The sequence below is a fragment of the Geminicoccus sp. genome, from assembly GCF_035556675.1.
Taxonomy (GTDB): domain Bacteria; phylum Pseudomonadota; class Alphaproteobacteria; order Geminicoccales; family Geminicoccaceae; genus Geminicoccus.
The window spans coordinates 16082-40572 of record NZ_DATMFZ010000308.1 but is presented as its reverse complement, the minus strand read 5'-3'; the positions used below and the strand labels follow the sequence as shown (position 1 = coordinate 40572).

At 68.6% G+C, this 24491-nt stretch carries 19 protein-coding genes; 8 read left to right on the top strand and 11 right to left on the bottom strand.

Going from position 1 to position 24491, the window contains the following annotated elements; all coding sequences use genetic code 11:
• Positions 1-2 precede the first annotated feature (2 nt).
• A complete protein-coding gene (locus VNS22_RS21595; protein ID WP_325736148.1) occupies positions 3-2510 on the bottom strand; it encodes a cation:proton antiporter in 2508 nt (835 codons plus the stop codon).
• A 106-nt stretch (positions 2511-2616) separates the two neighbouring features.
• Between VNS22_RS21595 and mnmG the strand changes: the two genes are divergently transcribed.
• Genes mnmG through VNS22_RS21570 form a run of 5 tightly spaced genes read left to right on the top strand, consistent with a single transcriptional unit; the run spans position 2617 to position 7532 of the window.
• A complete protein-coding gene (gene mnmG / locus VNS22_RS21590) occupies positions 2617-4476 on the top strand; it encodes a tRNA uridine-5-carboxymethylaminomethyl(34) synthesis enzyme MnmG (RefSeq protein WP_325736146.1) in 1860 nt (619 codons plus the stop codon).
• A gap of 8 nt (positions 4477-4484) precedes the next feature.
• Positions 4485-5102, top strand: coding sequence for a 16S rRNA (guanine(527)-N(7))-methyltransferase RsmG (locus VNS22_RS21585; RefSeq protein ID WP_349261860.1), 618 nt, complete (start codon positions 4485-4487; stop codon positions 5100-5102).
• Positions 5080-5898 (top strand): ParA family protein, encoded by an 819-nt coding sequence (locus tag VNS22_RS21580; RefSeq protein ID WP_325736142.1) that lies wholly within the window; start codon positions 5080-5082, stop codon positions 5896-5898. Before VNS22_RS21585 ends, VNS22_RS21580 begins: the two co-directional genes overlap by 23 nt.
• Positions 5895-6800, top strand: coding sequence for a ParB/RepB/Spo0J family partition protein (locus tag VNS22_RS21575; RefSeq protein ID WP_325736140.1), 906 nt, complete (start codon positions 5895-5897; stop codon positions 6798-6800). Before VNS22_RS21580 ends, VNS22_RS21575 begins: the two co-directional genes overlap by 4 nt.
• 15 nt (positions 6801-6815) lie before the next feature.
• Positions 6816-7532 carry a class I SAM-dependent methyltransferase gene (locus VNS22_RS21570; protein ID WP_325736138.1) on the top strand — a complete coding sequence of 239 codons (717 nt, stop codon included), beginning with the start codon at positions 6816-6818 and terminating at the stop codon, positions 7530-7532.
• Here the strand turns inward: VNS22_RS21570 and VNS22_RS21565 are convergent.
• Positions 7529-8326, bottom strand: a complete 798-nt coding sequence (locus VNS22_RS21565; RefSeq protein ID WP_325736136.1) for a helix-turn-helix transcriptional regulator — start codon at positions 8324-8326, stop codon at positions 7529-7531. The genes VNS22_RS21570 and VNS22_RS21565 overlap by 4 nt on opposite strands.
• Before the next feature lie 34 nt (positions 8327-8360).
• Here VNS22_RS21565 and VNS22_RS21560 point away from each other — a divergent pair, with 34 nt between their 5' ends.
• Complete coding sequence (locus VNS22_RS21560; protein ID WP_325736134.1) at positions 8361-8870, top strand: hypothetical protein; 510 nt, start codon at positions 8361-8363, stop codon at positions 8868-8870.
• Here the strand turns inward: VNS22_RS21560 and VNS22_RS21555 are convergent.
• On the bottom strand, positions 8861-10639 hold the full coding sequence (locus VNS22_RS21555) for a long-chain fatty acid--CoA ligase (RefSeq protein WP_325736132.1): 1779 nt from the start codon (positions 10637-10639) through the stop codon (positions 8861-8863). The genes VNS22_RS21560 and VNS22_RS21555 overlap by 10 nt on opposite strands.
• 137 nt (positions 10640-10776) lie before the next feature.
• Between VNS22_RS21555 and VNS22_RS21550 the strand changes: the two genes are divergently transcribed.
• Positions 10777-12597 (top strand): M3 family oligoendopeptidase, encoded by a 1821-nt coding sequence (locus tag VNS22_RS21550; protein ID WP_349261859.1) that lies wholly within the window; start codon positions 10777-10779, stop codon positions 12595-12597.
• Complete coding sequence (locus VNS22_RS21545) at positions 12581-13957, top strand: AarF/ABC1/UbiB kinase family protein (protein WP_325736128.1); 1377 nt, start codon at positions 12581-12583, stop codon at positions 13955-13957. Before VNS22_RS21550 ends, VNS22_RS21545 begins: the two co-directional genes overlap by 17 nt.
• Here VNS22_RS21545 and VNS22_RS21540 read toward each other — a convergent pair.
• The 8 genes from VNS22_RS21540 to VNS22_RS21505 form a co-directional block, all read right to left on the bottom strand.
• Positions 13929-15869 (bottom strand): putative bifunctional diguanylate cyclase/phosphodiesterase, encoded by a 1941-nt coding sequence (locus VNS22_RS21540; protein WP_325736126.1) that lies wholly within the window; start codon positions 15867-15869, stop codon positions 13929-13931. The two genes, VNS22_RS21545 and VNS22_RS21540, sit on opposite strands and share 29 nt — an antisense overlap.
• Positions 15870-16075: 206 nt before the next feature.
• The gene (locus VNS22_RS21535) at positions 16076-17542 is read right to left on the bottom strand and encodes an aldehyde dehydrogenase family protein (protein ID WP_325736124.1); all 1467 of its coding nucleotides are present in this window, start codon (positions 17540-17542) and stop codon (positions 16076-16078) included.
• Positions 17539-17973, bottom strand: coding sequence for a type II toxin-antitoxin system VapC family toxin (locus VNS22_RS21530; protein WP_325736122.1), 435 nt, complete (start codon positions 17971-17973; stop codon positions 17539-17541). The genes VNS22_RS21535 and VNS22_RS21530 overlap by 4 nt, the downstream gene beginning before the upstream one ends.
• Positions 17970-18221 carry a FitA-like ribbon-helix-helix domain-containing protein gene (locus VNS22_RS21525; RefSeq protein WP_191058378.1) on the bottom strand — a complete coding sequence of 84 codons (252 nt, stop codon included), beginning with the start codon at positions 18219-18221 and terminating at the stop codon, positions 17970-17972. The genes VNS22_RS21530 and VNS22_RS21525 overlap by 4 nt, the downstream gene beginning before the upstream one ends.
• A 54-nt stretch (positions 18222-18275) precedes the next feature.
• A complete protein-coding gene (locus tag VNS22_RS21520) occupies positions 18276-19094 on the bottom strand; it encodes an SDR family oxidoreductase (protein WP_325736119.1) in 819 nt (272 codons plus the stop codon).
• Complete coding sequence (locus VNS22_RS21515; RefSeq protein WP_325736117.1) at positions 19087-20142, bottom strand: N-acetylneuraminate synthase family protein; 1056 nt, start codon at positions 20140-20142, stop codon at positions 19087-19089. The genes VNS22_RS21520 and VNS22_RS21515 overlap by 8 nt, the downstream gene beginning before the upstream one ends.
• 155 nt (positions 20143-20297) lie before the next feature.
• Positions 20298-23567, bottom strand: a complete 3270-nt coding sequence (locus VNS22_RS21510; RefSeq protein ID WP_325736115.1) for an ATP-binding cassette domain-containing protein — start codon at positions 23565-23567, stop codon at positions 20298-20300.
• Entirely contained in the window at positions 23567-24457 is an 891-nt protein-coding gene (locus VNS22_RS21505; RefSeq protein ID WP_325736113.1) for an ABC transporter permease, read from the bottom strand. The genes VNS22_RS21510 and VNS22_RS21505 overlap by 1 nt, the downstream gene beginning before the upstream one ends.
• Positions 24458-24491 lie beyond the last annotated feature (34 nt).

Below are 24491 nucleotides of genomic sequence, written 5' to 3'. Positions count from 1 at the left end.
ATTCAGCCGATTGGCTGGGCTGGCTCCTGCCACACGCCCAGCCGCTCGGCTGCCACCCGCCGGATGGCCGCCGCCGCTTGGGGATCCGCAGCCAGGAACCGCTCGAACACGTCGGCATGCAGTTCGAGCAGATGGCAGTAGCCCATCGCGACCACATCGGTCACGCGCGGCTCGCGGGTGAGCAGGCCGAGCTCGCCGAAGAAGTCACCGGTGCCGAGCCGGACCGGCTCGTCCAGGACCACCTCGACGGCACCACTCGCCACGAAGAACATCCGGTCGCCCAGCTCTCCGGCACGTACGATCCGCTCGCGCGGCAGCGCCATGCGTGGCCGGAGCAGGCGGCTGACCGCCTCGATCTGCTCCGGCGCCAGGTCCTTGAACAGCGGCAGCTCGCGGAGGATCGCCGGGATGTCCATGTGCAGGTCGAGCGTCGGCGCCTGTTCCAGCTCGCGGGCGTGCAGCCGGGTCGCCTCCATCAGGTTGCGATAGACCGGTGGGGTGATCAGCCGGTCCTGCAGCATCTGCCGATAGGCATCCTCCTCCATGCGCAGTGCCGCGCGATCCAGATAGCGGGTGCGCAATGCCTCGGCATATTCGGGATATTGCAGCTCGAGCGCCTCGAAGCTGCGATCGATCAGCTCCTTGCGAGCCTGGACCACATGCAGCGCCGTCTCGGCGACCCGTGGCTCGAACAGGGATGGCAGGCGCTCCCGGGCGAACTCGATGCACTCGTTCATGACCCGCCGGCTGATCAGCATGACCTCGAACCGGTCGGCGAGCTGGCGGGCAAGCGGCGTCGACCAGCGAAAGGTACGCTGGATCCAGACGCAGAGCCGCATGTACCAGTCGAACCGGCTGAGCTGCTTGGCGACCGACCGGTAGCCACGCACGCCATCGGTCTGCAGCGCATCCTGGAGCTGATCGGTATTGCCGAGCAGCTGTGCGGCGGTGCGTCGCCCGGCCAGACCCCGGCCGATCTCCTCGACATAGAGCGTGGCCTCGCGGCGCGTGACGGTCAGCAGGGCCGCGGTGAGCTGCTGGGACAGCATGTCGTCGCCGAGCGGTGCCACCCGCCGCGGCTGGGCGAGGCGTTCCTTGTTCAGCCGGTCGATCTCCGGCGAGGTCTCCGGGTCGATGCCGAGCCGCACCGCCTCCAGCCGGAGCTGGTCCAGCATGTTGGTCTGGCTGAGTTCCAGGGCACGGTCGCGCACCATGCGCTCGAGCGGACCGAGCTGGTTCAGCCCGAGCCAGCCGATCAGTGCACGCAGCGTAGTGCCCTGGATGAACAGGGTGAACAGCACATAGGAGACCGCCACCACCTCGACCAGGTGCTTCACCTCGTCGGAGATGCCCGGCAGCTCGGAAACGGCCAGAGCCAGGGCCAGGGTGACGGCACCGCGCAGGCCACCCCAGAGCATCACCATGCGGTAGGCGCTGCGGATCGGGTTGGCCAGCTTGAGCGCGGTGAGCAGCGGGATCACGGCGTAGAGCACGAACACGCGGGCGGCGAAGGTGGCGAGGATGAGCACCACGAGCAGGTAGAAGTCCTGGAGCCGGAACTCGACCAGCACCTTGGGGATCAGCATGGCCGCCATCATGAAGACGAGCGACGCGGCCCAGAAGCCGAGCTGCTGCCAGACATGGTGAATCGAGCCCCAGGACTGGGTGCTCATCCGGCGCCGGCCGAGATAGCCGAATGCCAGGCCTGCGGCGACGGTCGCGACCACGCCGGAGATATGCAGCACGTCCTCGCCGATGATGTAGGCGAGATAGGCCAGCGACACGGACAGGGTGATCTCGGCCGGCCCGGCCTGGTCCAGCCGGGTGAGCAGTGCGGCACCGAGCCGGCCCAGCACCACGCCGAACAGCCCGCCGCCGATGAAGTCCCACAGGAAGGTCCAGGCGATCGCCGTGGGATCGCCGTCATTGCCAGCACGCAGGGCGGCGACGAAGGCGCTGAACAGGGCGATCGCCGCGGCATCGTTCAGCAGGCTCTCGCCCTCGACCAGGTCGGACAGGCGGCGCGGTGCACCTACCTCGCGGAACACCCCGATCACCGCGATCGGGTCGGTGGTGGCGACCACCGCACCCAGCAACAGGCAGCCGGCCAGCGGCACGGCGGTGAACGGGTTGAGCGAGGCGCCGACCACCAGCGTGGTCACCAGCACGGCCAGCACCGCCATGGCCAGCACCGGCACCAGATCGTCACGCAGCGCCCGGGCATCCAGGCTGATCGAGCTCTCGAACAAGAGGATCGGCAGGAACACCAGGAGCAGCATGTCCGGCGGGATGTGCAGATCGGCGAGGTTTCCGATCAGCCCGCCCAGTCCGGGCGTCCAGCCGGGGAACATGTGGGTGTCGGTGAAGAACAGGAGGCCACCGATCGCGATGCCGACGATCGCCAGCAGGGTGGTGGCCGGCAGGCGCAGACGGTCGGCCAGAGCCGGTACGAAGGCGGAAATCCCGAGCAGCACGGCCAGCGCCAACATGGCGAGCACTACGGAGGACATCATGTTTCCCTGCGGTCTGGATTCGCCTATCACCAGCGGGCGCTATGCCTTTGAAGCGGCGCGCGCGCCAATGCGCTAGTTCAATTCGGGCCCGCTGCGACCTGCCATGCAAATCTTCGACGTGATCGTGATCGGCGGTGGCCATGCCGGGGTGGAGGCGGCCGCCGCCGCGGCGAGGCTCGGCGCCCGTACCGCGCTCCTGACCCAGGATCGCCAGGCGATCGGGCGGATGTCGTGCAATCCCGCGATCGGCGGGCTCGGCCGTGGCCAGCTGGTGCGTGAGGTCGATGCGCTGGATGGAATCATGGCACGGGCGATCGACCGGGCCGGTATCCAGTTCCGCATGCTCGCCGCGGACAAGGGAGCGGCGGTGCGCGCACCGCGCATCCAGGCCGACCGCCGCGCTTACGAGGCGGAAGTACAGGCGCTGCTCGCCGAGCAGGACGGCCTGCAGGTGCTGGAGGCCGAGGCAGTCGACCTGATCCTGGAGAACCGCCGGGTCCGGGGCGTGATCGACCAGGAGGGCCGTGCGCTGCGCGCGGCTGCAGTCGTGCTGACCACCGGCACCTTCCTGCGTGGCGAGATCCATCTGGGTGAGGAACGCCGGCCGGCTGGCCGCCTAGGCGAGCGGCCATCAGTGCGTCTGCCGGAGCGGCTGGCGGCAGCCGGCATCACGCTGGGTCGCCTCAAGACCGGCACGCCGCCCAGGCTGCGGCGGGACAGCATCGACTGGGCAGTGCTGCAGGCGCAGCCGGGCGACGAGCCGCCGGTGCCGATGTCGTTCCTGACCGACCGGATCGGCCAGAAGCAGGTGGAGTGCCGGATCACCTGGACCAACCCCGCCACCCACGCGCTGATCCGTGCCGACCTGGCCCGGTCGCCGGTGTTCTCCGGCCAGATCACCGCAGGCGGCGTGCGCTACTGCCCGTCGATCGAGGACAAGGTGGTGCGCTTTGCCGATCGGGAGCGCCACCAGGTCTTCCTGGAGCCGGAAGGAGCGGACGACCCGCTGGTCTATCCGAACGGGATCTCGACCGCACTGCCGCGCGAGGTCCAGCTCGCCCTGGTCCGCTCGATCACCGGGCTGGAGCGGGCCGAGATCGCCCAGTTCGGCTATGCGATCGAGTATGACCATGTCGACCCGCGCGAGCTCGGGCCGGATTTGGCCATGCGCCGCCTGCCGGGCCTCTATCTCGCCGGGCAGATCAACGGCACGACCGGCTATGAGGAAGCGGCGGGCCAGGGGATCGTCGCCGGGATCAATGCGGCGCTGCTGGCGGCGGGGCGGCCACCCTTCATCCTGGAGCGCAGCCAGGCGATGATCGGGGTGATGATCGATGACCTGGTGAGCCGGGGCGTGACCGAGCCCTACCGGATGTTCACCAGCCGCAGCGAATTCCGGCTGAGCCTGCGCGCCGACAATGCCGACCTTCGCCTGACCGATGCCGGGCTCTCCCTGGGCGTGGTCGGTGCGGTGCGCCGTAAGGCGCACCTGACCAAGCTCGAGGCGCTGGAGCTCGGCCGGGAGCTGCTCCGCAAGATCGCGGTGACGCCGGGCGAGGCGGCGGCGCACGGCATCGCGGTGCAGTCGGACGGCCGGCGCCGGGACGGCTTCGACCTGCTGCGCCTGCCGGACGTCAGTCTGGCCCGGCTGGTGCCGCTGGCACCGGCACTGGCCGGTCTGCCCGGCACGGTGCAGGAGCAGCTTGCGATCGAGGCGCGTTATGCCACCTATCTGGCCCGGCAGGAGGCGGAGGTCCGCCGGTTCCGGGCCCAGGAGGAACTGACGCTGCCCGAAGATCTCGACTATCGCGGCATCCCGGGTCTGAGTGCGGAGGTGATCGCGGTGCTGAGCCGGAACCGGCCGCGCTCGCTGGGTGCCGCGGCGCGCATTCCCGGGGTGACCCCGGCTGCGACCGCCCGGTTGCTGCGGTTCGTCGAGCGGCCGGGCGCGTCCGCGGCATGAGCCGGCCGATGTCGCCCGAGGAGTGCGCGGCGCTGCTGCATGTTTCACGTGAAACGCTGGAGCGGCTGCGGCGCTGGGTGGAGCTGCTGGAGCTGTGGCAGCGGCGGATCAACCTGGTGGCGGCCAGTACGCTCGCTGATCCGTGGCGCCGCCATGTGCTGGATGGCGGGCAATTGCGCCTGCTGGCGCCCGACGCCCGGACCTGGGCAGATCTCGGCACCGGCCCAGGTGTGCCGGGCATGATCCTGGCGATCATGGGCGTGCCGGAGATGCATCTGGTGGAAAGCGACCAGCGCAAGGTCGCCTTCCTGCGCGAATCGGCCCGGATCACCGAGACGGAAGTGACGATCCATGCGGTGCGCATCGAGCAGGCCACGCTGCCGAAGCTCGACGTGGTGACGGCACGGGCGCTCGCACCCTTGGACCGGCTGCTCGGTCTGGCTGCACCGCATATGACGGAGGGCACGGTCGCTCTGTTCGCCAAGGGCCAGACGCTGCCGTCGGAATTGACCGACGCAGCGCGGCACTGGCATATGAGGCAGGACGTCCTGCCGAGCCTCTCGGATCCGAGGGGCAATATCCTGCGCGTCAGCGAGGTCGTACGTGTCGACGGTCGTCGAGTTTAAGAGCGGGCCCAAGGCACGCATCTTCGCGGTTGCCAATCAGAAGGGTGGGGTCGGCAAGACCACGACCACCATCAATCTCGGCACTGCCCTGGCGGTGGCCGGCAAGCGCGTGCTGGTGGTCGATTTCGACCCCCAGGGCAATGCCTCGACCGGGCTGGGTGTCGACCGTTCCGTGCGCACCGTGACTGCCTACGATGTGATCACCGGCCAGGCACCGGTTGCCGACGCCCTGACCGAGACCGCCGTGCCGGGTCTCACCCTGATTACCTCGACGGTCGACCTGTCGGCGGCCGAGGTGGAACTGGTGGACGACGGCAAGCGCAGCTACCGGCTCCGCGATGCGCTGCTGCGGCTGGAGGACCGGTTCGACTATGTCCTGATCGACTGTCCGCCCTCGCTGGGCGTGCTGACCGTGAACGGGCTGGTCGCGGCGCACGCGGTGATCGTGCCGCTCCAGTGCGAGTTCTTCGCCCTGGAAGGCCTCAGCATGCTGCTGCGCACGGTCGAGCGGGTGCGGCGCACCCTGAACCCGCGCCTGCAGATGCACGGCATCGTCCTGACCATGTTCGACAAGCGCAACAACCTGTCCGAGCAGGTGGCCGAGGACGTGCGCAGCTTCATGGGCGAGCGGGTTTACGATACCGTGATCCCGCGCAACGTGCGGATCTCCGAAGCACCATCGCACGGCAAGCCGGTGATGCTCTATGATGTGCGCTCGGCGGGCGCCATGGCCTATGCGCATCTGGCCGGTGAGATGCTGCGACGGGATCGACGCATGATGGCGGCAGCACGGTGAAGCATTCCGATCAGACGCCTGGCAGGCGGCGTGGGCTGGGCATGGGGCTCTCCGCCCTGCTCGGCGAGGATGCCGGCACGATTCTCGACAGCGAGCCGCAGGCGGCCAAGCCGGCGCCCAAGGGTGCCAGGCTGGTGCCGATCGAGCAGCTCTCGCCGTCGCGCCACCAGCCGCGGCGCGGGTTCGACGAGGACGAACTGGAGCTGCTGGCGGATTCGATGCGCCGGCACGGCCTGCTCCAGCCGCTGCTGGTGCGCCCGGCCGGCCGGGCTGACGGGTTCGAGATCGTCGCCGGGGAGCGGCGCTGGCGGGCGGCGCAGCGCGCCGGGCTGGCCGAGGTCCCGGTACTGGTCCGCGAGCTGGGCGAGCAGGAGACGCTGGAGATCGCGCTGGTCGAGAACGTCCAGCGCAAGGACCTCACCCCGCTGGAAGAGGCCGATGCCTATCGGCGGCTGGCCGACGAGTTCGGCCATACCCAGGAGGACATTGCCAGCGCGCTCGGCCGCAGCCGCAGCCATGTCGCCAATACCATCCGACTGCTGGGCCTGCCCGAGCCGGTACGGCACCTGCTCGACCAGGAGAAGATCAGCGCCGGTCATGCCCGGGCGCTGCTGGGGGCGGCCGATCCGGCAGCACTGGCCGAGATCGTCGTCCGCGACGGGCTGAATGTCCGGCAGACGGAAGATCTGGTGCGTCGTCAGCAGACAGCCAAGCCGGCCAAGTCTGTCGACCGTCCCGCCGTGGATGCCGACGTGAAGGCGTTCGAGGAGCGGCTATCCCGACGCTTCGGCCTGCCGATCGCGATCCGGCAGAAGAAGGATGGTGGCGAACTGGTGGTGCGCTGGCGCACGCTCGACCAGCTCGACCGGTTCCTGGGGCTGGTGGGCGGCGAGGAAGGCTGAGGCCTGCGACCGTCTATGACCGACCAGGACCGCCGCCACTGGCACCGGGTCGCGCGGCAGTGGATCAGCTGGGCCGGCACGCCGGGTCATGATGCCTTCTGGGCCTATCTTCCGGCGCTGCGCGACTTCATCGGACCTGGACAGGATGAGGTCCTGGAAATCGGCTGCGGCGAGGGGCGAGTTGCCCGTACTTTGACGGCGCTGGGCTATCGGGTCACCGCCACGGATGCGGTGCCGGCCATGGTCGAGGCCGCGGCGGCCGCCCGGTCCGCCGAGCGCCATCTGGTCGCCGATGCCGCCGCCCTGCCGTTCGCCGCGGCGAGCTTCGACCGGGTGATGGCCTACAACGTGCTGATGGACGTGGCGGACATGGCGGCGGTGCTGCGCGAGGTCCGGCGCGTGCTGCGGCCATCGGGGCAGCTGATCGCCTCGATCGTGCATCCATTTCGCGATCGCGGCCGCTTCGCCGGGCCAGAGCCAGAGGCGGATTTCGTGCTGAAGGGCAGCTATTTCGGCCGGGTGCGCTTCGACGGGATCGAGGAGCGGGACGGCAAGGAGATGCATTTCGCCGGCTGGTCGCAGCCGCTGGAAAGCTATGCCGCTGCCCTGGAGCAGGCCGGGCTGGCCATTACCAGCCTGCGCGAGCCGCTGCCCGACCTCGCGGTGGCGCCACGCCTCGTCCAGTCCGCCCGGGTGCCGATGTTCCTCTGGCTGAAGGCCAGGCCGGTCTAGCCCGCCACCAGCCGCCGCATGATTGCAGCGGTCTCGGCGTCCGCCGGGAAGAACGTCTCCAGCGCCAGCTCGGCCAGGGTCACATCCAAAGGTGTGCCGAACACGGTGGTGGTGCTGATGAAGGCGAGCGGGCCGTGGCTGGTCGCAAGGTGCAGTGCCACCGCGATGCCCGGCTCGTGCGCGGCGGTGGTGCCCCGCTGCGGGCCGACCCCCTGGTGGGGATAGGCGGCCAGCTCCTCGAAGAGCCGGCCCAGTTCCGGATCGGCGGTGAGTTCCAGCTGGCGGTGCAGGCGCGACAGCAGATGGGCGCGCCATTCCAGGAAGTTGCCGATCCGCGGGGCCAGCCCCTCCGGATGAAGGGCCAGGCGCAGGGCGTTCACCGGCGGCTCCAGGAGGGCCGGGCTCACGCCCTCCAGGAGCGGCGGGATCGCCCGGTTGTGCGCCAGGATCTGCCAGTGCCGGTCCACCGCCAGGGCTGGATGGGGCTCGTGGCCCGTCAGGATGGTGGCGACCACCTCGCGCGCCGCCGTCAGCTCCGGGTCATCGAGCCGGCGCTCGGGGAACATCGGGGCGAAGCCCGCCGCCACCAGCATGACGTTGCGCTCGCGCAGCGGCACCTCCAGCGATTCGGCCAGCTGCAGGATCATCTCGCGGCTGGGCTGGGCGCGGCCGGTCTCCAGGAAGCTCAGATGCCGTGCCGATACCTCCGCCTCCAGGGCCAGCTCCAGCTGGCTCAGCCGGCGGCGCTGGCGCCACGTCTTCAGGAGATCGCCGATGCTCTGGGGGGTCGTCATGACCCTGTCCTAGCGCTGCCGGCGAGGTGGCGCCATGACCTGCCAGGTAATCGACCGGATGCCGGCAGAGGTGCAGGTTCGGCTGGCCATCCACCGGAGTACCGCCATGACCCGGATCGTGCCGTCCTGCTTCCTGCGCCGCGTCCTCGTGGCCGGTGCTGCCGGCAACCTGCTGGCCGGCAGCGTGGCGACCCTGCTGCCTGCCATGCTCGGCGACTGGCTGCGCCTTCCCGCCATGACGATCAGTGCTGCCGGCCTGTACCTGCTGGCCCAGGCGGTCCTGGGCTTGTGGTTGGCCGGCCGCGGCAGCCTCGCGGAGAGCGCGGTCTGGCTGCTGATGGGCGGCAACGCCGCCTTCGCCTTCCTGAGCATCCTGCCGCTGGCCCTGGCGATGCTGACGCCCAACCTGGCTGGCGTTCTGGTGATCTGCGCGGAGGCATGGATCGCTCTGGCCTTCGTGGAGCTGCAGCATCTGGGCCTCGCCCGCTCGACACGGCTTGCCGGGCGGGAGGCTTATGCTGCGAGGCTCGGGCCTCAGTCGTAGAGGTCGGCGATCTGCGCCTCGTACCGGGCGTAGATCAGCGAGCGGCGCAGCTTCAGACTGGGCGTCATCAGGCCGTTCTCGGTAGTGAACGGCTCGTGCAGGAGCTGCCAGCGCCGGATCCGCTCGATGGGGGACAGGCCGGCATTGGCCTGCTTCATGGCGTCCGCCATGGCCTGGCGGAACTTCTCGTCGCGCACCAGGGCGGCCGGCTCCAGCTTCTGGCCGTGCTCCTTGGCGAAGCGCTTCATGAAGTCCGTGTCCGGCACGATCAGCGCCACCAGATAGGGCTTGCCGTCGCCATAGATCACGACCTGGCCGATTTCCGGACTGAGTCCGAGGATCCCTTCCACCCGCTGCGGGCTGACATTGTCACCCCCGGAAACGACGATGATGTCCTTCTTGCGGTCGGTGATCTTGAGATAGCCGTCCGACTCGAGCTGGCCGATGTCGCCGGTATGCAGCCAGCCGTCGCGCAAGGCGTGCCGGGTCGCCTCCTCGTCCTTCCAGTAGCCCTTCATCACCATGTCGCCGCTGACCAGGATCTCGCCGTCCTCGGCGATCCGGACGGTCACGCCCTTCAGCGGCGGGCCGACCGTATCCAGGCGCACGGCACCCGGCGGGTTCACCGAAATCACCGGCGAGGCTTCGGTCTGCCCGTAGCCCTGCAGGATCGGCAGGCCCAGGGACTGGAAGAACAGGCCGACTTCCTGGTTCAAGGGTGCGCCACCGCTCACCAGCGCCTTGAGCCGGCCACCGAAGCGGGCGCGGATCTTGTCGCGCACCAGGCGGTCGAGGATCCGGTCCATGACCTGCTCGATCGGGTTGAGCCGACCGTTCCGGTAGCGCCTGCCGCCGAGTTCCTGGGTCTTGCCGAACAGCCGGGCCTTGAGCCCGCCCTGGCGCTGGACCTCCATGCTGATCCGCTGGCGCAGGACCTCGTAGAGCCTGGGCACGCAGGTCATGATGGTCGGCCGCGCTTCCAGGAGGTTGGTGCGGATCGTCTCCGTCCCCTCGGCGTAGTAGATCTCCGCGCCCAGGGCGATCGGCAGGAACTGGCCGGCCGTGTGCTCGTAGCTGTGCGAGAGCGGCAGGAAGGACAGGAACACCTCGTCGCCGAGCCCGATGCGCACCAGGAGGTCATGGGCACCGAGGACGTTCGCCATGATGTTGCGATGGGTGAGCATGACGCCCTTGGGCCGCCCGCCGGTGCCGCTCGTGTAGATCAGGCAGGTGACTTCGTCCTCGTCCAGGTCCGGCACGTCGGGCAGCGCCGGCGAGCGCCGGCCCAGCGCCAGCGCGTCCTGCCAGGAGACCGCCGTGACCGGCAGCGCATCCACGCCCGCCAGAGGCTCCATGAACAGGACGGTGCTGGCCTGCCCCTCTGTCCGGGTGATCGCCGGGAGCAGCCGCTGCGCGAGGTTGCGGCCGGAGCAGATCACCAGCTTCGCTTCACTATGCGCCAGCAGGTAGGCATGATCGTCGACCGTGTTGGTGGTGTAGGCCGGCACGGTGATGCCACCCGCGGTGATGATCGCCAGGTCGGCGATGCACCATTCCGGGCGGTTCTCCGACACGAGCAGCACCCGGTCGCCCCGCTCGAGGCCGAGCTGGGCTAGGGCACGGGCCAGATCCTGAACGTCGGCCGCGACCGCGGCATAGCTCTGCGGCCGATAGGTGCCCTCCCGCTTGGCCCAGAGGAAGGGTCGGTCGCCCTTGCGCCGGACGGTCCTCTGGAACATCTCGACCAGGTTGCGGCCAAGCTCCGTCAAGCGCCTCCCCCCCTTCCCGTTCTCGTTCGGCCCCCGGCAGTGCATTGCGCCGGTCCGTCCCCATATCTCCTTCACGCGCGTAAGGGAGAACAGGTGTGCTGTCTATTCGGGTGGATCGGCTGGCGGATCGCGAACAGGTGGCGGCGGGTGGCCTGCCGCATGAGCAGCAGGGACCGGCCTGGGACCTGACCGACCTCTATGCCGACCGTGCCGACCCCCGGATCGCTGCCGACCTGGCGGCGGTCAAGGCGGAAGCCGAGCGGATCGCTGCGAGCTGGCAGGGCAAGGTCGCGGGGTTGAGCGGTGACGGGCTGGCGGACCTGCTGGAGGCGTACGAAGCGCTGGACGACCGGCTGGGCCGGCTGGCCTCGTTCGCCTCGCTCCTGTTCGCCGCGGACCGTGACGATGCCGAGATCGGCCGGTTCTACCAAGGCATCCAGGAGCAGATCACGGTGGTCTCGTCGACCACCCTGTTCGTGACCCTGGAGGTCAACAAGATCGAGGAGGGCGACCTCCAGGCCAAGCTCGAGGGCTCCTCACGGCTGGCGCGCTTCCGGCCCTGGCTGCGCGATACCCGCGCCTGGCGCGAGCACCAGCTGGAGGACGCAGTCGAGAAGGTGCTGCTGGAAAAGCATGTCACCGGCCGCTCGGCCTGGGTGCGCCTGTTCGACGAAACCCTGGCCGCCTTGCGCTTCCCCTTCGACGGCCAGGACCTCACCAGTCAGGAGATCTTCGACAAGCTGTCGTCCAAGGACCGCGGGGTGCGGGAGAAGGCAGCGACGTCGATCGGCGAGGTGCTGGCGAAGAACCAGAAGCTGTTCGCCCGGATCACCAACACGCTGGCCAAGGACAAGCAGATCGAGGACGGCTGGCGAAAGTTTCCGCGCCCGATCAGCTCGCGCAACCTCGCCAACCATGTCGAGGACGAGGTGGTCGACGCCCTGATCGGCGCGGTGCGGGCGAGCTATCCCCGGCTGTCGCACCGCTACTATGCGCTGAAGGCGAAGTGGCTGGGCCTGGATCATCTGGAATACTGGGACCGCAACGCGCCGTTGCCGGAAGAATCCGACGCGCGGCTGCCCTGGACGCAGGCGCGGGACCTGGTGACCGATGCCTATGGCCGCTTCTCGCCGAAGCTCGCCGGGATCGTGACCGATTTCTTCGAGAAGGGCTGGATCGACGCACAGCTCCGCGCGGGCAAGGACAGCGGTGCCTTCTGCCACCCGACCACGACCTCGGTGCATCCCTATGTCCTGATGAACTACCAGGGCCGGCCGCGGGACGTGATGACGCTGGCGCACGAGCTGGGCCACGGCGTCCATCAGGTGCTGGCGGCCAAGCATGGGCCGCTGATGGCGAGCACGCCCCTGACGCTCGCCGAGACCGCCTCGGTGTTCGGCGAGCAGCTCACCTTCCAGGCCCTGCTCGCCGGCACGACCGACCCGGCGGAGCGCCGCGTGCTGCTGGCCGGCAAGATCGAGGACATGATCAACACGGTCGTCCGGCAGATCGCCTTCGTCGAGTTCGAGCGGCGGGTGCATGATGCACGGCGTGAGGCCGAGCTGACGCCGGCGGAACTATGCAAGATCTGGATGGAGGTGCAGGTCGAGAGCCTGGGGCCGGTCTTCCGCTTCCGCGAGGACTATCAGACCTTCTGGTCCTACATCCCGCACTTCATCCATGTGCCGTTCTATGTCTATGCCTATGCGTTCGGCGACTGCATGGTGAACTCGCTCTACGCGGTCTACCAGCAGAACCCGGACGGGTTCGAGCCGAAATACCTGGAGCTGCTTTCTGCGGGTGGGACGCTGCGCCACAAGGAACTGCTGGCGCCGTTCGGTCTTGATGCCACGGACCCGGATTTCTGGAGCAAGGGCCTGAGCGTGCTGGAGAAGCTGATCGACCAGCTTGCCGTGGAACTGAAGGAGGCGGATATCGCCGATGAGCCGACCGCTTAAGCCCGCCCCGCGGTCCGAGAACAGCCTGACCGGACGGGTCGCCCGCTATGCCCAGGTGGGCGGCTCGGTGGCCGGCCAGGCTGCGCGGATCGCCAGCAACCGCTTCCTCAGCCGGCAGACCGACCGGGGTGCCCATGCCAATGACCTGCGCCAGGCGCTGGGCGGGCTGAAGGGCCCGCTCATGAAGGTCGCGCAGATGCTGGCGACCATCCCGGATGCCCTGCCCCCGGAATATGCCGAGGAGCTGGCCAAGCTGCAGGCCTCCGCGCCGCCGATGGGCAAGCCGTTCGTGCGCCGGCGGATGGCGAGCGAACTAGGGCCGGACTGGCGCAGCCGCTTTGCCGAGTTCGACCTGGAGGCGGCTGCCGCCGCCTCGCTGGGCCAGGTGCATCGCGCCACCCTGCAGGATGGCAAGGTGGTCGCCTGCAAGCTGCAGTATCCCAACATCGAATCGGCGGTGGATGCCGACCTCGCCCAGCTCAAGATCCTGTTCGCGGTCTATCGGCGCTGGGACAAGGCGATCGACACGAGCCGGATCTACGAGGAGATCGCCGAGCGGCTGCGCGAGGAGGTCGATTATGAGCGCGAAGCGCGCCACATCGCGCTCTACGACCATATCCTGACCGACGAGCCGCAGGTCTCGGTGCCCGAGGTGGTGCCGGAGCTCTCGACCCGCCGGCTCCTGACCATGGGCTGGCTGACCGGTCGGCCCCTGATGGAGTTCCGCTCGGCCGACCAGGAGACGCGCAACCAGATCGCGATCGCGATGTTCCGCGCCTGGTACATCCCGTTCTACCGGGTGGGCGTGATCCATGGCGACCCGCATCCCGGCAACTACACGGTGCGCAGCGACCTGGGCGTCAACCTGCTCGACTTCGGCTGCGTCCGGGTGTTTCCGCCCTCCTTCGTCAAGGGTGTCACCGACCTCTACTGGGCGCTGGCCAGGGGCGACCGCGACCTCGCCGTCTCCGCCTATGAGCGCTGGGGCTTCCGCGGCCTGTCGAACGAGATGATCGACGTGCTCAACGAGTGGGCCGGCTTCCTGTATGGCCCATTGATGCAGGACGAGCCGCGCCTGATCCAGCAGACCAATAGCGGCCAGTATGGCCGCGAGGTGGCGCAGAAGGTCCACCAGAGGCTGCGCGAGCTGGGCGGGGTCACGCCGCCGCGCGAGTTCGTGTTCATGGACCGTGCTGCGGTAGGCCTGGGCTCGGTGTTCATGCACCTCAAGGCCAACATCAACTGGTACCGGCTGTTCGTCGACCTGATCGGCGACTTCGACGAGGCGGCGCTGGCCAGGCGCCAGGACACGGCGATGCGGGCGGCCGGGCTTACGGGGCTGACCGCCGACCCGGTCTGAGGATCGGCAGGCGGCGGCCAGCCACGTCGGCTGCCGCCAGCGGCGGCGACAGGAGGTGCCCTTGGACCTGGTCGCAGCCGATCTCGACCAGCCGGGCCAGCTGCTCCTCCGTCTCCACCCGCTCCGCGGTGACGCACCGGCCAAGGTCGTGCGCCATGGTCACGACGGCCCGCGCGATCGCCAGCGTGCGCGGGTCCTGGGCGATCCGGCCGACCAGAGAGCCGTCCAGCTTGATCGTGTCGAACGGGAAGCCTGCCAGGCGGGCGAGCGGCATGCGGCCCGCCCCGAACCCGTTGATGGCGATGCCTACGCCCGCGGTCGAAAGGTCATTCAGGCTGCCAATGAAGGCTTCCCGGCTAGGGTCGCCCACCGCCGCTTCGCTGATCTCGATCTGCAGGAGATAGGGTGGCAGCCGGCTCTCGTGCAGCGCTGCCTCGATCGTGGCGACCAGCTCCGGCTGCAGCAGCTCCGGGATGCCGAGATTGACCGCGACCCGCAGCTGCAGCCCCTGCTCCGCCCAGCTGGCGGCCTGCCGGCAGGCGGTGTGCAGCACCCAGCGGCCGAGTGGCCGGATCAGGCCGCAGCTTTCGGCGAGCGGCACGAAGGTGGAGGGTGCGATCGCCTGGCCGCGATCATGCCACCGGCACAAGGCTTCCGCCGCGACCGGGACGAGATCGGGCATGGCCAGGATCGGCTGGTAGACGAGCTGGAGCCGCTCCTGGTCGATTGCCTGCTGCAGCCTCGCCTGCATGCTGCGCCGGCGGCTGAGTTCCTCGTCCATCTCCCGCCGGTAGCGCATCTGCCGGTTCCGGCCGGCGGCCTTGCCCTGGTAGAGGGCCACGTCGGCAGCCCGCAGCAGCTCTTCGTCGCTCGTACCGTCGTCCGGGAAGATCGCCACGCCGATGCTGCACGAGGTCTCGATGTGCCGGCCCTCCCAGTGGAACGGCTGGGCCAGGCTGTCGCCGAGCCGGGTAGCCAGGGCCTCGACCGCCTGCAGGTCCGTCACCCCGACCTGCACCAGCGCGAACTCGTCGCCACCGAGCCTCGCCGGAGAATCCGTTTCACGCACCATGCCGGACAGGGTTCTGGCCAGGTTCTGGAGCAGGGCGTCGCCGCAGGCATGGCCGTGGCTGTCATTGACCCGCTTGAAGTCGTCCAGATCGATCAGCATGAGGGCCACCTTGTCACCGTCCCTGCGTGCCCGGCTCAACGCCTGGCGCAGCCGGTCGCTGAACAGGGCCCGGTTGGGCAGGCCGGTGAGAGCATCATGATGGGCAAGACGGGTAATCTCCGCCTGGGTAGCAATCTGGCTGCTGATGTCGTCCACCATGATCAGGATCGAATCCAGCGATCCGTCGTCGTGGCGCGCAACCGACACGTGCGCGGCGCAGTGGAGGATCCGGCGTTCCCTGGTGCAGGCCCGCAGCGTGATTTGGGCCGAGCTCACCGCCTGGTCACGGATCGCGTCGTACATGGCCAGGCGCCGATTCTGGTCCGCCTCATGGATCAGCCGGAGCTCATCCAGGGTCCGTCCGCACGCCTCCTCGGCCCGCCAGCCGAAGATCAGCTCGGCCTGACGGTTCCAGCCCGCGATCCGGCCCGGATGGCCGTGGCGGTAGTCGAGCTGGATCACCGCGAGCGGCAGGTTTGCGACATGATGGTCCCATGCAGTCCCACCCGCGATCAGCCGCGGCTCCATGGGCGCGGGCGGCGGGATCGTGGCGCTGCTGCGGTGGAGCATGAGCAGCGCGCCGATCAGCCCGAACGCACCCATGGCCAGGTAGAAGAACAGGTTCGGGGTCGGGCCGTCCAGATCGGCCGGCTCCAGGCTACCGGACAGCAGGATGACAGCGGCCAGGAGCGACAGGCCGGCCAGCGGAAAGATCAGGTTGAAGAGGCGGCCGCGCAGCATGCTGTCGCTTCCCCGAAATCCAGGCGTCTGCGTTGCGGAACCGCACATGCCCGGGCCGGTGACGGCCTGGCTGGTGCTCTGGACTGGGTGAACAGCCCTGATCCGAAACTACCAGGACGATAGATGACCGCCCGAAAGGGTTCAATCAGGCTGAAGCATCACACTCCTGGAAGAACAGGCTCCTGTGTCGCCAAGGATGCGGCTGCTCAGGTTCCGGAAGGATCGATGTTCACAGCGATGTTCTTGAGTTCGCTGTAGATGTCCAGCGCCTCGGTTCCGGGTTCTCGTGTGCCGTTTCCGGAAAGGCCGCGACCACCGAATGGCATATGCGCCTCGCTGCCATGGGTGCCGGCATTGATCACTGCCACGCCTGCGCGCACCCGCTCGCAGAACAGGAAGGCTCGGTCGAAGGAGCGGGTATGGATGCAGGCCGTCAGGCCATAGGCGGTTCCGTTGGCCAGTTCCAGCGCATGCTCGAAGCCGTCCGCCCGGTACAGGCAGGTGATCGGCCCGAACAGCTCCGAGTGGGTGAGTTCGTCCTCGGCGGCCACACCTTCCAGGATGGTGGGCATCATGAAGAAGCCCGCCGCGAGTTCCGGCGCATCGGCACGGGCGCCGCCGGCCAGCACCCGGGCTCCCCGCTCCCTGGCCCGGTCCACCGCCGCCTGCATGTTGGCGAGCTGCCGCGCGTTGATGACCGGACCCAGGTCGTCGCCATCACCGTTGCCGAGCCTGAGCGCCCGGGTGGCCGCCACGAACTTCTGGGCGAACGCGTCGTAGATCGGCGCGTGCAGGATGATCCGGCTGCCGGCAGCGCAGCGCTGGCCGGCATTGCTGAAGGCCGAGAGCACCGCCCAGCGCACCGCCTTGTCGAGGTCAGCGTCGTCCATCACCACGAACGGGTTCTTGCCGCCGAGCTCCAGACTGATCTTCTTCAGCCGGGCACCCGCCAGCTCCGCCAGCCGCCGGCCGACCCGGGTCGAGCCGGTGAAGCTCACCACGTCCACCGCGTCGTGCAGCACCAGCGGCTCGCCGGCCTCGGCACCCAGGCCGTGCACGACGTTGAGCACGCCGGCCGGCAGGCCGGCTTCCGCGGCCGCCCGGGCGACCCAGCCCGCCGTGAACGGCGTGTCCTCCGCCGCCTTGAGCACCACGCCGTTGCCGCAGATCAGCGCCGGGAAGACCTTCCAGGCGACGTTGGCAGCCGGCGTGTTGGCCGCGATGATCAGCCCGGCGACACCGGCCGGCGTGCGCACTGTCAGGTTGAGCTTGCCCGCCGTGCCCGAGGGGATGGTCCGGCCGAACAGGCGCTGCCCCTCGCCCGCGAAGAACCGCGCGCACTGCACGGCCGCACCGACCTCGCCCTTGCCTTCCTTCAGCGACTTGCCGGTCTCGGCCGCCACCACCGCGCCGAACTCGTCGGCCCTCGCCTCCATGATGTTGGCGATCCGGTGCAGGATCTGTCCGCGCTGCACCGCCGGCACGGCAGCCCAGCCCGGCTGCGCCGCCTTCGCGGCCTGGACCGCATCGTCGACATCGGCGGCGGACGAGCGCGCGATCTGCGACTGCAGCTTGCCCGTGTACGGGTCGAACTTCTGGATCCGCTCGCCGCTGCGCGCCGGGACCTCGCGGCCGCCGATATGATTGTCCAGGGTGCCGGGGATGGTCGTCATGCTACTGCCTTCGGATCGAACGGGTCGACGAGGGGAACGCCGAACACGGCGAAGTCGTCCAGGTCGCGGGTGGCGACGGTCATGGAATGGGTAAGTGCGACGGCGGCGATCTCCGCATCGGCAAATCCTGCGGGACGGCCACGCATCATTGCTGCAGCACGGATCTCGCCACAGCGTACAGCAGCTGCCTTGTCGAACGGCAATATCCGGCCCGCGAAGCGTCGATTGACCAGATCATTCAGGTGGACCTGAAGTTCCTGCCGACGACGTCCCGCAGGCAGACGTTGAAGGCCGAAGGTGATCTCGTTGATCGTCGTCGCCGTAACGAAAAGCTGTGAAAGTACCTTTCGGGTTACCCAGCTATGCACATGGACGTCAGGCTGAGGTCGCATCATCTCCGACACGACGTTGGTGTCGAGGATGTAGTTCATTCGTCTTCGAACGGGTTCGGAGGGATCGAGTAGTCGTCAGGGATGTCCAGTTCGAAGTCCTCAGTCACCTTCGGACCGCTGCGCAGAAACTCCCATAGTGCCTCACCAGTGAGGTCCCCTGGTGGACCTGCCGCCTCGGTCAGTAGCGCACGGACCTCGGCTTCCATCGACCGGCCGTGCTCCTTCGCCTGCGCCTTGAGGCGCTCGACCACCGCGTCATCGACATTGCGCACCAGGATCGTCGCCATGAGTCACCTCCGACCGCTGCTAGCATGAATGCTAGCACAAAGTCGGCCGACACGTCACCAGGCGGTCCAGCCCCCGTCGATGCGGAACTCGGCGCCCGTCGCATAGCGCGATGCGTCGGAGAGCAGATAGACCATGATCCCGACATAGTCGTCAGGCTCCGCCATCCGGCCGAGCGGCATCTTCTTCAGGTAGCCTTCGAGAAAGCGCGGGTCCTGGTCGGCGAACACGCCGGCCAGCGTCACGCTGTTCACCCGCACGCCCTTGCCCGCCCAGTAGGTCGCGAGATAGCGGGTCAGGTTGTAGAGCGCCGACTTGCTGGCCGAATAGGCCACCGGCTTGAAGAAGGTCTCGGTCTCGCTGCGCCGGTACTCGTAGATCGACTGGTCGGGCGAGACCACGCCGTAGATCGAGCCGATCAGCACGATCGAGCCCTGGCCGGCCTTCGCCATGGCGCCGCCGAACACCTGGCAGCACAGCATGACGCCGGTGACGTTGACGTCCAGCACCTTGCGGAACGATTCGACCGGGTAGTCCTCGAACGGCCCGTTCTCCGACGCAGGCGCATTCGGCGGGCTGTCCAGCGCCGCGTTGGCGATCAGGCCGGAGGGGGTGCCGAGCCGGTCCTCGATCCGCCGCAGCGCTGCCTGGAGGGCCTCCCGGTCGGTGACGTCCGCCGCCAGGGCCAGGGCGCGGCCATCGGCGCACGCCTGTTGCAGGCCGGCCGGCAGGTGGGAAATGTCGTCATGACGATCGAGGAGGGCGACCTTCGCCCCCCTCTCCACCAAGGCTGCCGCATAGGCGCTGCCGAGCTGGCCCAGCGCGCCGGTGACGATCACGACGCGCCCGGCCAGGTCGAACAGCGGATCACGCACGGGCGAGGCCTTCGAGCGTGATGTTGTCGTCCGCTGCCAGCGCCGCCGTCAGCTTCTGGCCGATCACCACGTTCATCTGGTGCGGCGGCAGGCCGTCGTTCGGCGACTTGATTGCGATGTCTTCGCGGGTCAGCACATGGCCCGCTGGCAGGTCGCGGGCAGCCACCAGCTTCTTCGCCATCTTGAACAGCGGCTTCTCTTCCGACGGGTACTGCTTCTTCACCCCGTCGCCCATGGCGACCCGGGCGCGCTTGAGGTCACGCACCAGCTTGCGCATGCCGACCGGCTCCAGGGAGAAGGCGTGGTCGGTGCCCTTCATGGTCCGGTCGAGGGTGAAGTGCTTCTCCACCATGCGCGAGCCCAGCGCGTAGCCGAGCAGCGGCATGGCGATCCCGGAATCGTGGCTGGAGAAGCCGATCACGATGTCGGGGAAGGCGTTACGGAAGGTCTCGATCACCCGGAGGTTCAGCTCCTCCCAGGCCGGCGGGTAGCCCGCGGTGCACTGCAGGATCGCGAGCTGCCGGTTGATCGGCATGATCGTCTCGTAGGCCCGCTTCACGTCGTCCATGGTGGCGCCACCGGTGGACACGATCATCGGCTTGCCGAGCTTCGCGACATATTCGAGCAGCGGCGTGTTGATGATGTCGCCGGACGCGATCTTGAAGGCCGGCATGTCCAGCGCGTTCAGGAAATCGGCGCTCTCGAAGTCGAACGCGGTCGAGAAGAAGGCGATGCCCTTCTGCTTGCAGTAGTTCGCCAGCTCGACATACTGCTTGTCGTCGAACTCCAGGGCCTCGCGATGCTCGCCATAGGTCGAGCCGAAGGCATTCTCGGAGTTGTAGCTGCTCTCGTACATCGACTTGGTGAACAGCGAGCGGTTCTCGCGCTTCTGCAGCTTCACCGCGTCGCAGCCGCACGCGACCGCGGCGTCGATCATTTCCTTGCACTTCTCGACGCTGCCCTGGTGGTTGTGTCCCACCTCGGCGATCACATAGGTATCGGTATCATCGGCGATGCGCCGACCGGCGATGACGAGCTCACGAGACATCGACCACTCCAAGCAAGGCGAACGGCGCAACCGCGTCGCGGCTTCCTGTCTGCACGAAATCTGGGCGCGTCGCGGGTGCGATCTGGTAGCGTCCTGAACGGCCTCGAACAACTGTCATGGACGATCCTGTCGAGGAAGACCGGCTGTCGTCATGGTCAGTCGCCCAGGCCGCGGCGCATCGGGTAGGGCTGGAAACTCTCCGCATCCACACCCTCGATCAGGCAGAGCAGGCAGGTGTGCTTGATCCGGAACAGCGGCCGCGCCTTTGCGAAATCGTGGGCGAAGCGCACCACGCCCGGCGATTTCGCGGCATAGTCGTGCCAGAGCACCACCCCGCCGGGCCGTACCAGCTTCAGGGCGCGCTCGGTGTCGGCCATGACCGCGTCGTAGCTGTGATCGGCATCGACGAACACGAAGTCCATCGTGCCGGCCAGCTCGCCGGGCTCGAAGGTCTTGCTGTCGGTCCACAGCTCGTGGATCCGGGCCGCCTCCGGCTTGCCGCGGTAATAGGAGCCCAGCACGGGTGCGATGCGCGGATCGGCCTCCGGCGGCAGGTTCAGGGTCCATACCTGCACGTCGGGGGCGAGCGCCGCCAGATGCCAGGTGGTGCGGCCCATATAGGTGCCGACCTCGAACATCCGCCTAGCCCCGATCGCCTTGGCGATCGCCGAGACATAGAGCAGGTCGACCTGGTTCTCGTGGGCGCTTTCCTGGTTGATGGCGCCGATCGGCACGCTCACCGCCTCGATGCCCTGGAAGATCTGCGAGAGGTGCAGCTCGCGCACCCGCGAGGCCCTCTGCCAAGCGGCGAACAGGGGTTCCGCGCCGGCCCCCGCACCGGCTGGTGCATTGCGCAGGTATTCCGCCCAGTCCAGCACGTCCTTCAGCCGGAGCGTCACCTGGTTGTGGACATCGATCGCATCGGTATCGGCCGCAGCACTCGCCAGAAGCTCGTCCGCGCGGGCCAGGAAGCCGCGCGCCCGTCCCGCGACGATCGCCATGGCCTGGCGCTGCGGGTCGCTGCCCTGCCAATGGGCCAGGGCATGCTCGACATGCTCGGTGAGCAGCACCGCCGGGCGGGAGAACTCGGCGATGGTGGCGCCTGCCGTGGCGCGCTCCGCCAGCCGCGGATCGTCTGCGGCGAGGTCGCGGCCCAGGCCACCGCCCGGCACCGGCACCCCCAGCAGCATCGGGAGTTCGACATCGTCCAGGTTCTGCCGCGCCCGGCCCAGCGCCGCGGCCAGCTCGCCGGCCATCCGGATCGGGTGGTGATCGCTCTCGCCGGCCTGGGCGCGCAGGGCGGCCACCCGCCCGGCGAAACCTTCCGCCCACTGCCGCAGCTGGCCATGGCGCGCCGGATCGATCGGCTGGGCCTGGGTCACCAGTGCGGCGCTCGCCTTCTCCAGCGCGTTCACCGCCGGGGCGATCCGGGCCAGCCGGGTCTGGAGCGGCTGATTCGGCTGGTCCGGCACCTCGCTGGGCGCGCGCAGCACCTCCTCCCGCGCGGCCCTGGCCCTCAGCCAGCTGCGCTTCAGGTCCTCGGGCGTGGCGTCCGCCGGGGCCGCCTGAAGGAATGCGACGTGGTGCAGGATCTCGCGCAGCCGGGTCGTCACCTGCCGGTGGACGTTCTGGCCGGTCGGGTCCTCGGGTGCCCGGGCCAGAATGGCATCGGCCCGTTCCAGATAGGCGCTGGCGCGCGCCGCTATGATCTCCAGGGCCTGGCGCTGGCGCTGGCGCTCCTGGCTCTGCCAGGCGGCCATGGCCTGGTTGACGAAGGCGGCGAGGCCCACGACCGGCTTGCCGAACTCCGCGATGGCCGGTCCCGGCTGGTCACGCATGGCGATGCGCGGGTCGTCGACCGGCAGGCCGCGTTCATGGACCACGGCCGGCACGGCCACGCCCAGCAGTGCCGCCAGCTCCGCCTCGGCGAGGTGGCGCCGGATGCGGCCGAACGCGGCGGCCAGCCGGTCGGCGACCTGCAGGCTGGCGTCATCGCCGGCAGGCAGGAGGGAACGCAGCGCCGCCAGCCGGGCTTCGCCCGCCTCGGCCTCGCCGGTCAGCTGCTGATGCCGGTCCGCCTCGGGCACGGCCTGTTCCAGCAGCTCGCGGGCATTCTTTTCCAGGACATTGACCGGTGCCGCCATCGCCTGGAGCTGCCCGGCGATCGGCTCCTTGCCGACCTCCACGCGGGCCGGCGCCGGCTTGGGCTTCGGCTTGGCCGGCAGGCTGGCTCCGGTCGACAGGGACCACTCATAGTCCACCAGCAGGTCGCCCGAGAGGCTGTTGGGCAGCCGGTTGGTCGGATAGAACGGCCCCTCCACCACCGGCACCACCGCGGCACCCGCGACCTTGTCCAGGGTCAGCCGGTCGATCTGGAAGGCGATGTCGATCTCGTAGCGGCCGGGCATCAGCGGCAGCTTGGGGATCTCGACGAAGCACCAGCCCTCGCGCGCGACCTTGCCGTCCACCTTGCCCATCAGGTCCGAGGGCGTCGCGAACAGCCGCTGGCCGCGGGCATTGTTGAAGGCGACGTTGAGCGTCACCCGGTCGCTCAAGGGGGTATCGGCGTCGAAGCGGTAGCGCAGCGCCAGGCGCAGCGGCGTACCGGAACGGGCGAACTCGACCGGCTTGCCGCTGCCGTCCTGGATCTGGACCTCCAGGAAGCGCACGCCGCCGGCACCGGTACGGTCCTCGCGCTCGGCCAGGCCCCGCTTCTCTTTGATGCCGTGGACCAGGCCGTGATACTGCTTGATGACCTCGCCGGTCGGACCCAGCGCCACGCACTTGCCCTGGTTCAGGAGCAGGGCGCGGGGGCACAGGGTCGCCACCGCGTTCATGTTGTGGCTGACGAACAGGACGGTGCGGCCGAACTCGGTGGTGAGCTGGTTCATCCGCTTCAGGCAGCGGTCCTGGAACTCCATGTCGCCGACCGAGAGCACCTCGTCGATGAACATGACCTCCGGGTCGAGATGGGCCGCGACCGAGAAGGCCAGGCGCACCCGCATGCCCGAGCTGTAGTGCTTCACCGGCTGGTCGATGTAGCGCTCGACCCCGGAGAAGGCGACGATCTCATCGAAGCGCTTGCGCACCTCGGTGGGGGTCATGCCCAGCAGCGTGCCGTTCATGAACACGTTCTCGCGGCCCGACAGCTCGTCGTGGAAGCCGGTGCCGACCTCGAGCAGGCTGGCGACCCGGCCGCGGATGATCGCCTTGCCGCGCGTGGGCTCGGTGATCCGGGCCAGGATCTTGAGCAGGGTGGACTTGCCGGCCCCGTTCTTGCCGATGATGCCGATCACGTCGCCGGGCTCGGCCTTGAACGAGATGTCGTTCAGGACCCAGACGGTGCGGTTGGCTGCCTCGCCGCTCTTGCGGTTGAGGACATAGCTCTTGCCGAGGTTCTGGACCTCGATGGCGGGCTGGGTCATCAGAAGTGGTCGACGATGTCGCGTTCGGTGCGGCGATACAGGAACAGGGCGTAGGCCAGGAGGCACATTCCGGTGATGAAGGTCCATAGGATCGCCGTGAGCGGCGGCAGGGCCTGGCCGGTCAGCGACGCGCGGAAGCCCTCGATGATCACCGCGATCGGGTTCATCCGGTAGAGCCAGAGATAGCGCTCCGGAATGAAGGCGATCGGGTAGATCACCGGTGCGGTGTACATCCAGACCCGCATGAAGATGGCCAGGATCATGCCGACGTCGCGATGCTTGACGCTCCGCGACGCCGCGAACAGGCCGACGCCCGCAGTCCAGATCACCAGCAGGAGCAGCCAGAGCGGCAAGGTGACGAGGCCGATCCCTGGCGTGGCGCTCTCACCCTCACCCAGCAGGCCCGGCACCAGGATGTAGGTCGCCATCATCAGCACGCCGAAGGCGAAGGCCGCCGCCATGTCGGCGAACTCCACCACCAGCGCCACGATCGGCGGGACCAGGCGCGGGAAGTAGACCTTGGTCATCATCCCGCGATAGCTGGTGAAGCTGGAGGACACGCGGGTGGCCGCCCCGGCGAAGAACAGCCAGGCGATCAGGCCGGTATAGACGTGCAGCGGGTAGGGCAGGCTGCCGCGGTGCAGCTTCAGGACCAGCCCGAAGATCAGCACGTAGACCAGCATCTCCGAGAGCGGCTTGATCAGGAACCAGGCGCGCCCGAGCGTGAAGGCACGGTAGCGGCCCTTGAGTTCGCGGCCGGCCAGATAGCGGATCAGGTGTCGGTACGCCCACAGGTCCCGCCACATCGTGGCGAGGTCCGCCACGCTCTTGTGCTCGATCACGAGAGTCTGCTGCGTCTGGTCCTGACGCGGCGACTGGATGACTGCCATGGACGGGGGACTCTCGATCTCTCATCGGGTCGCA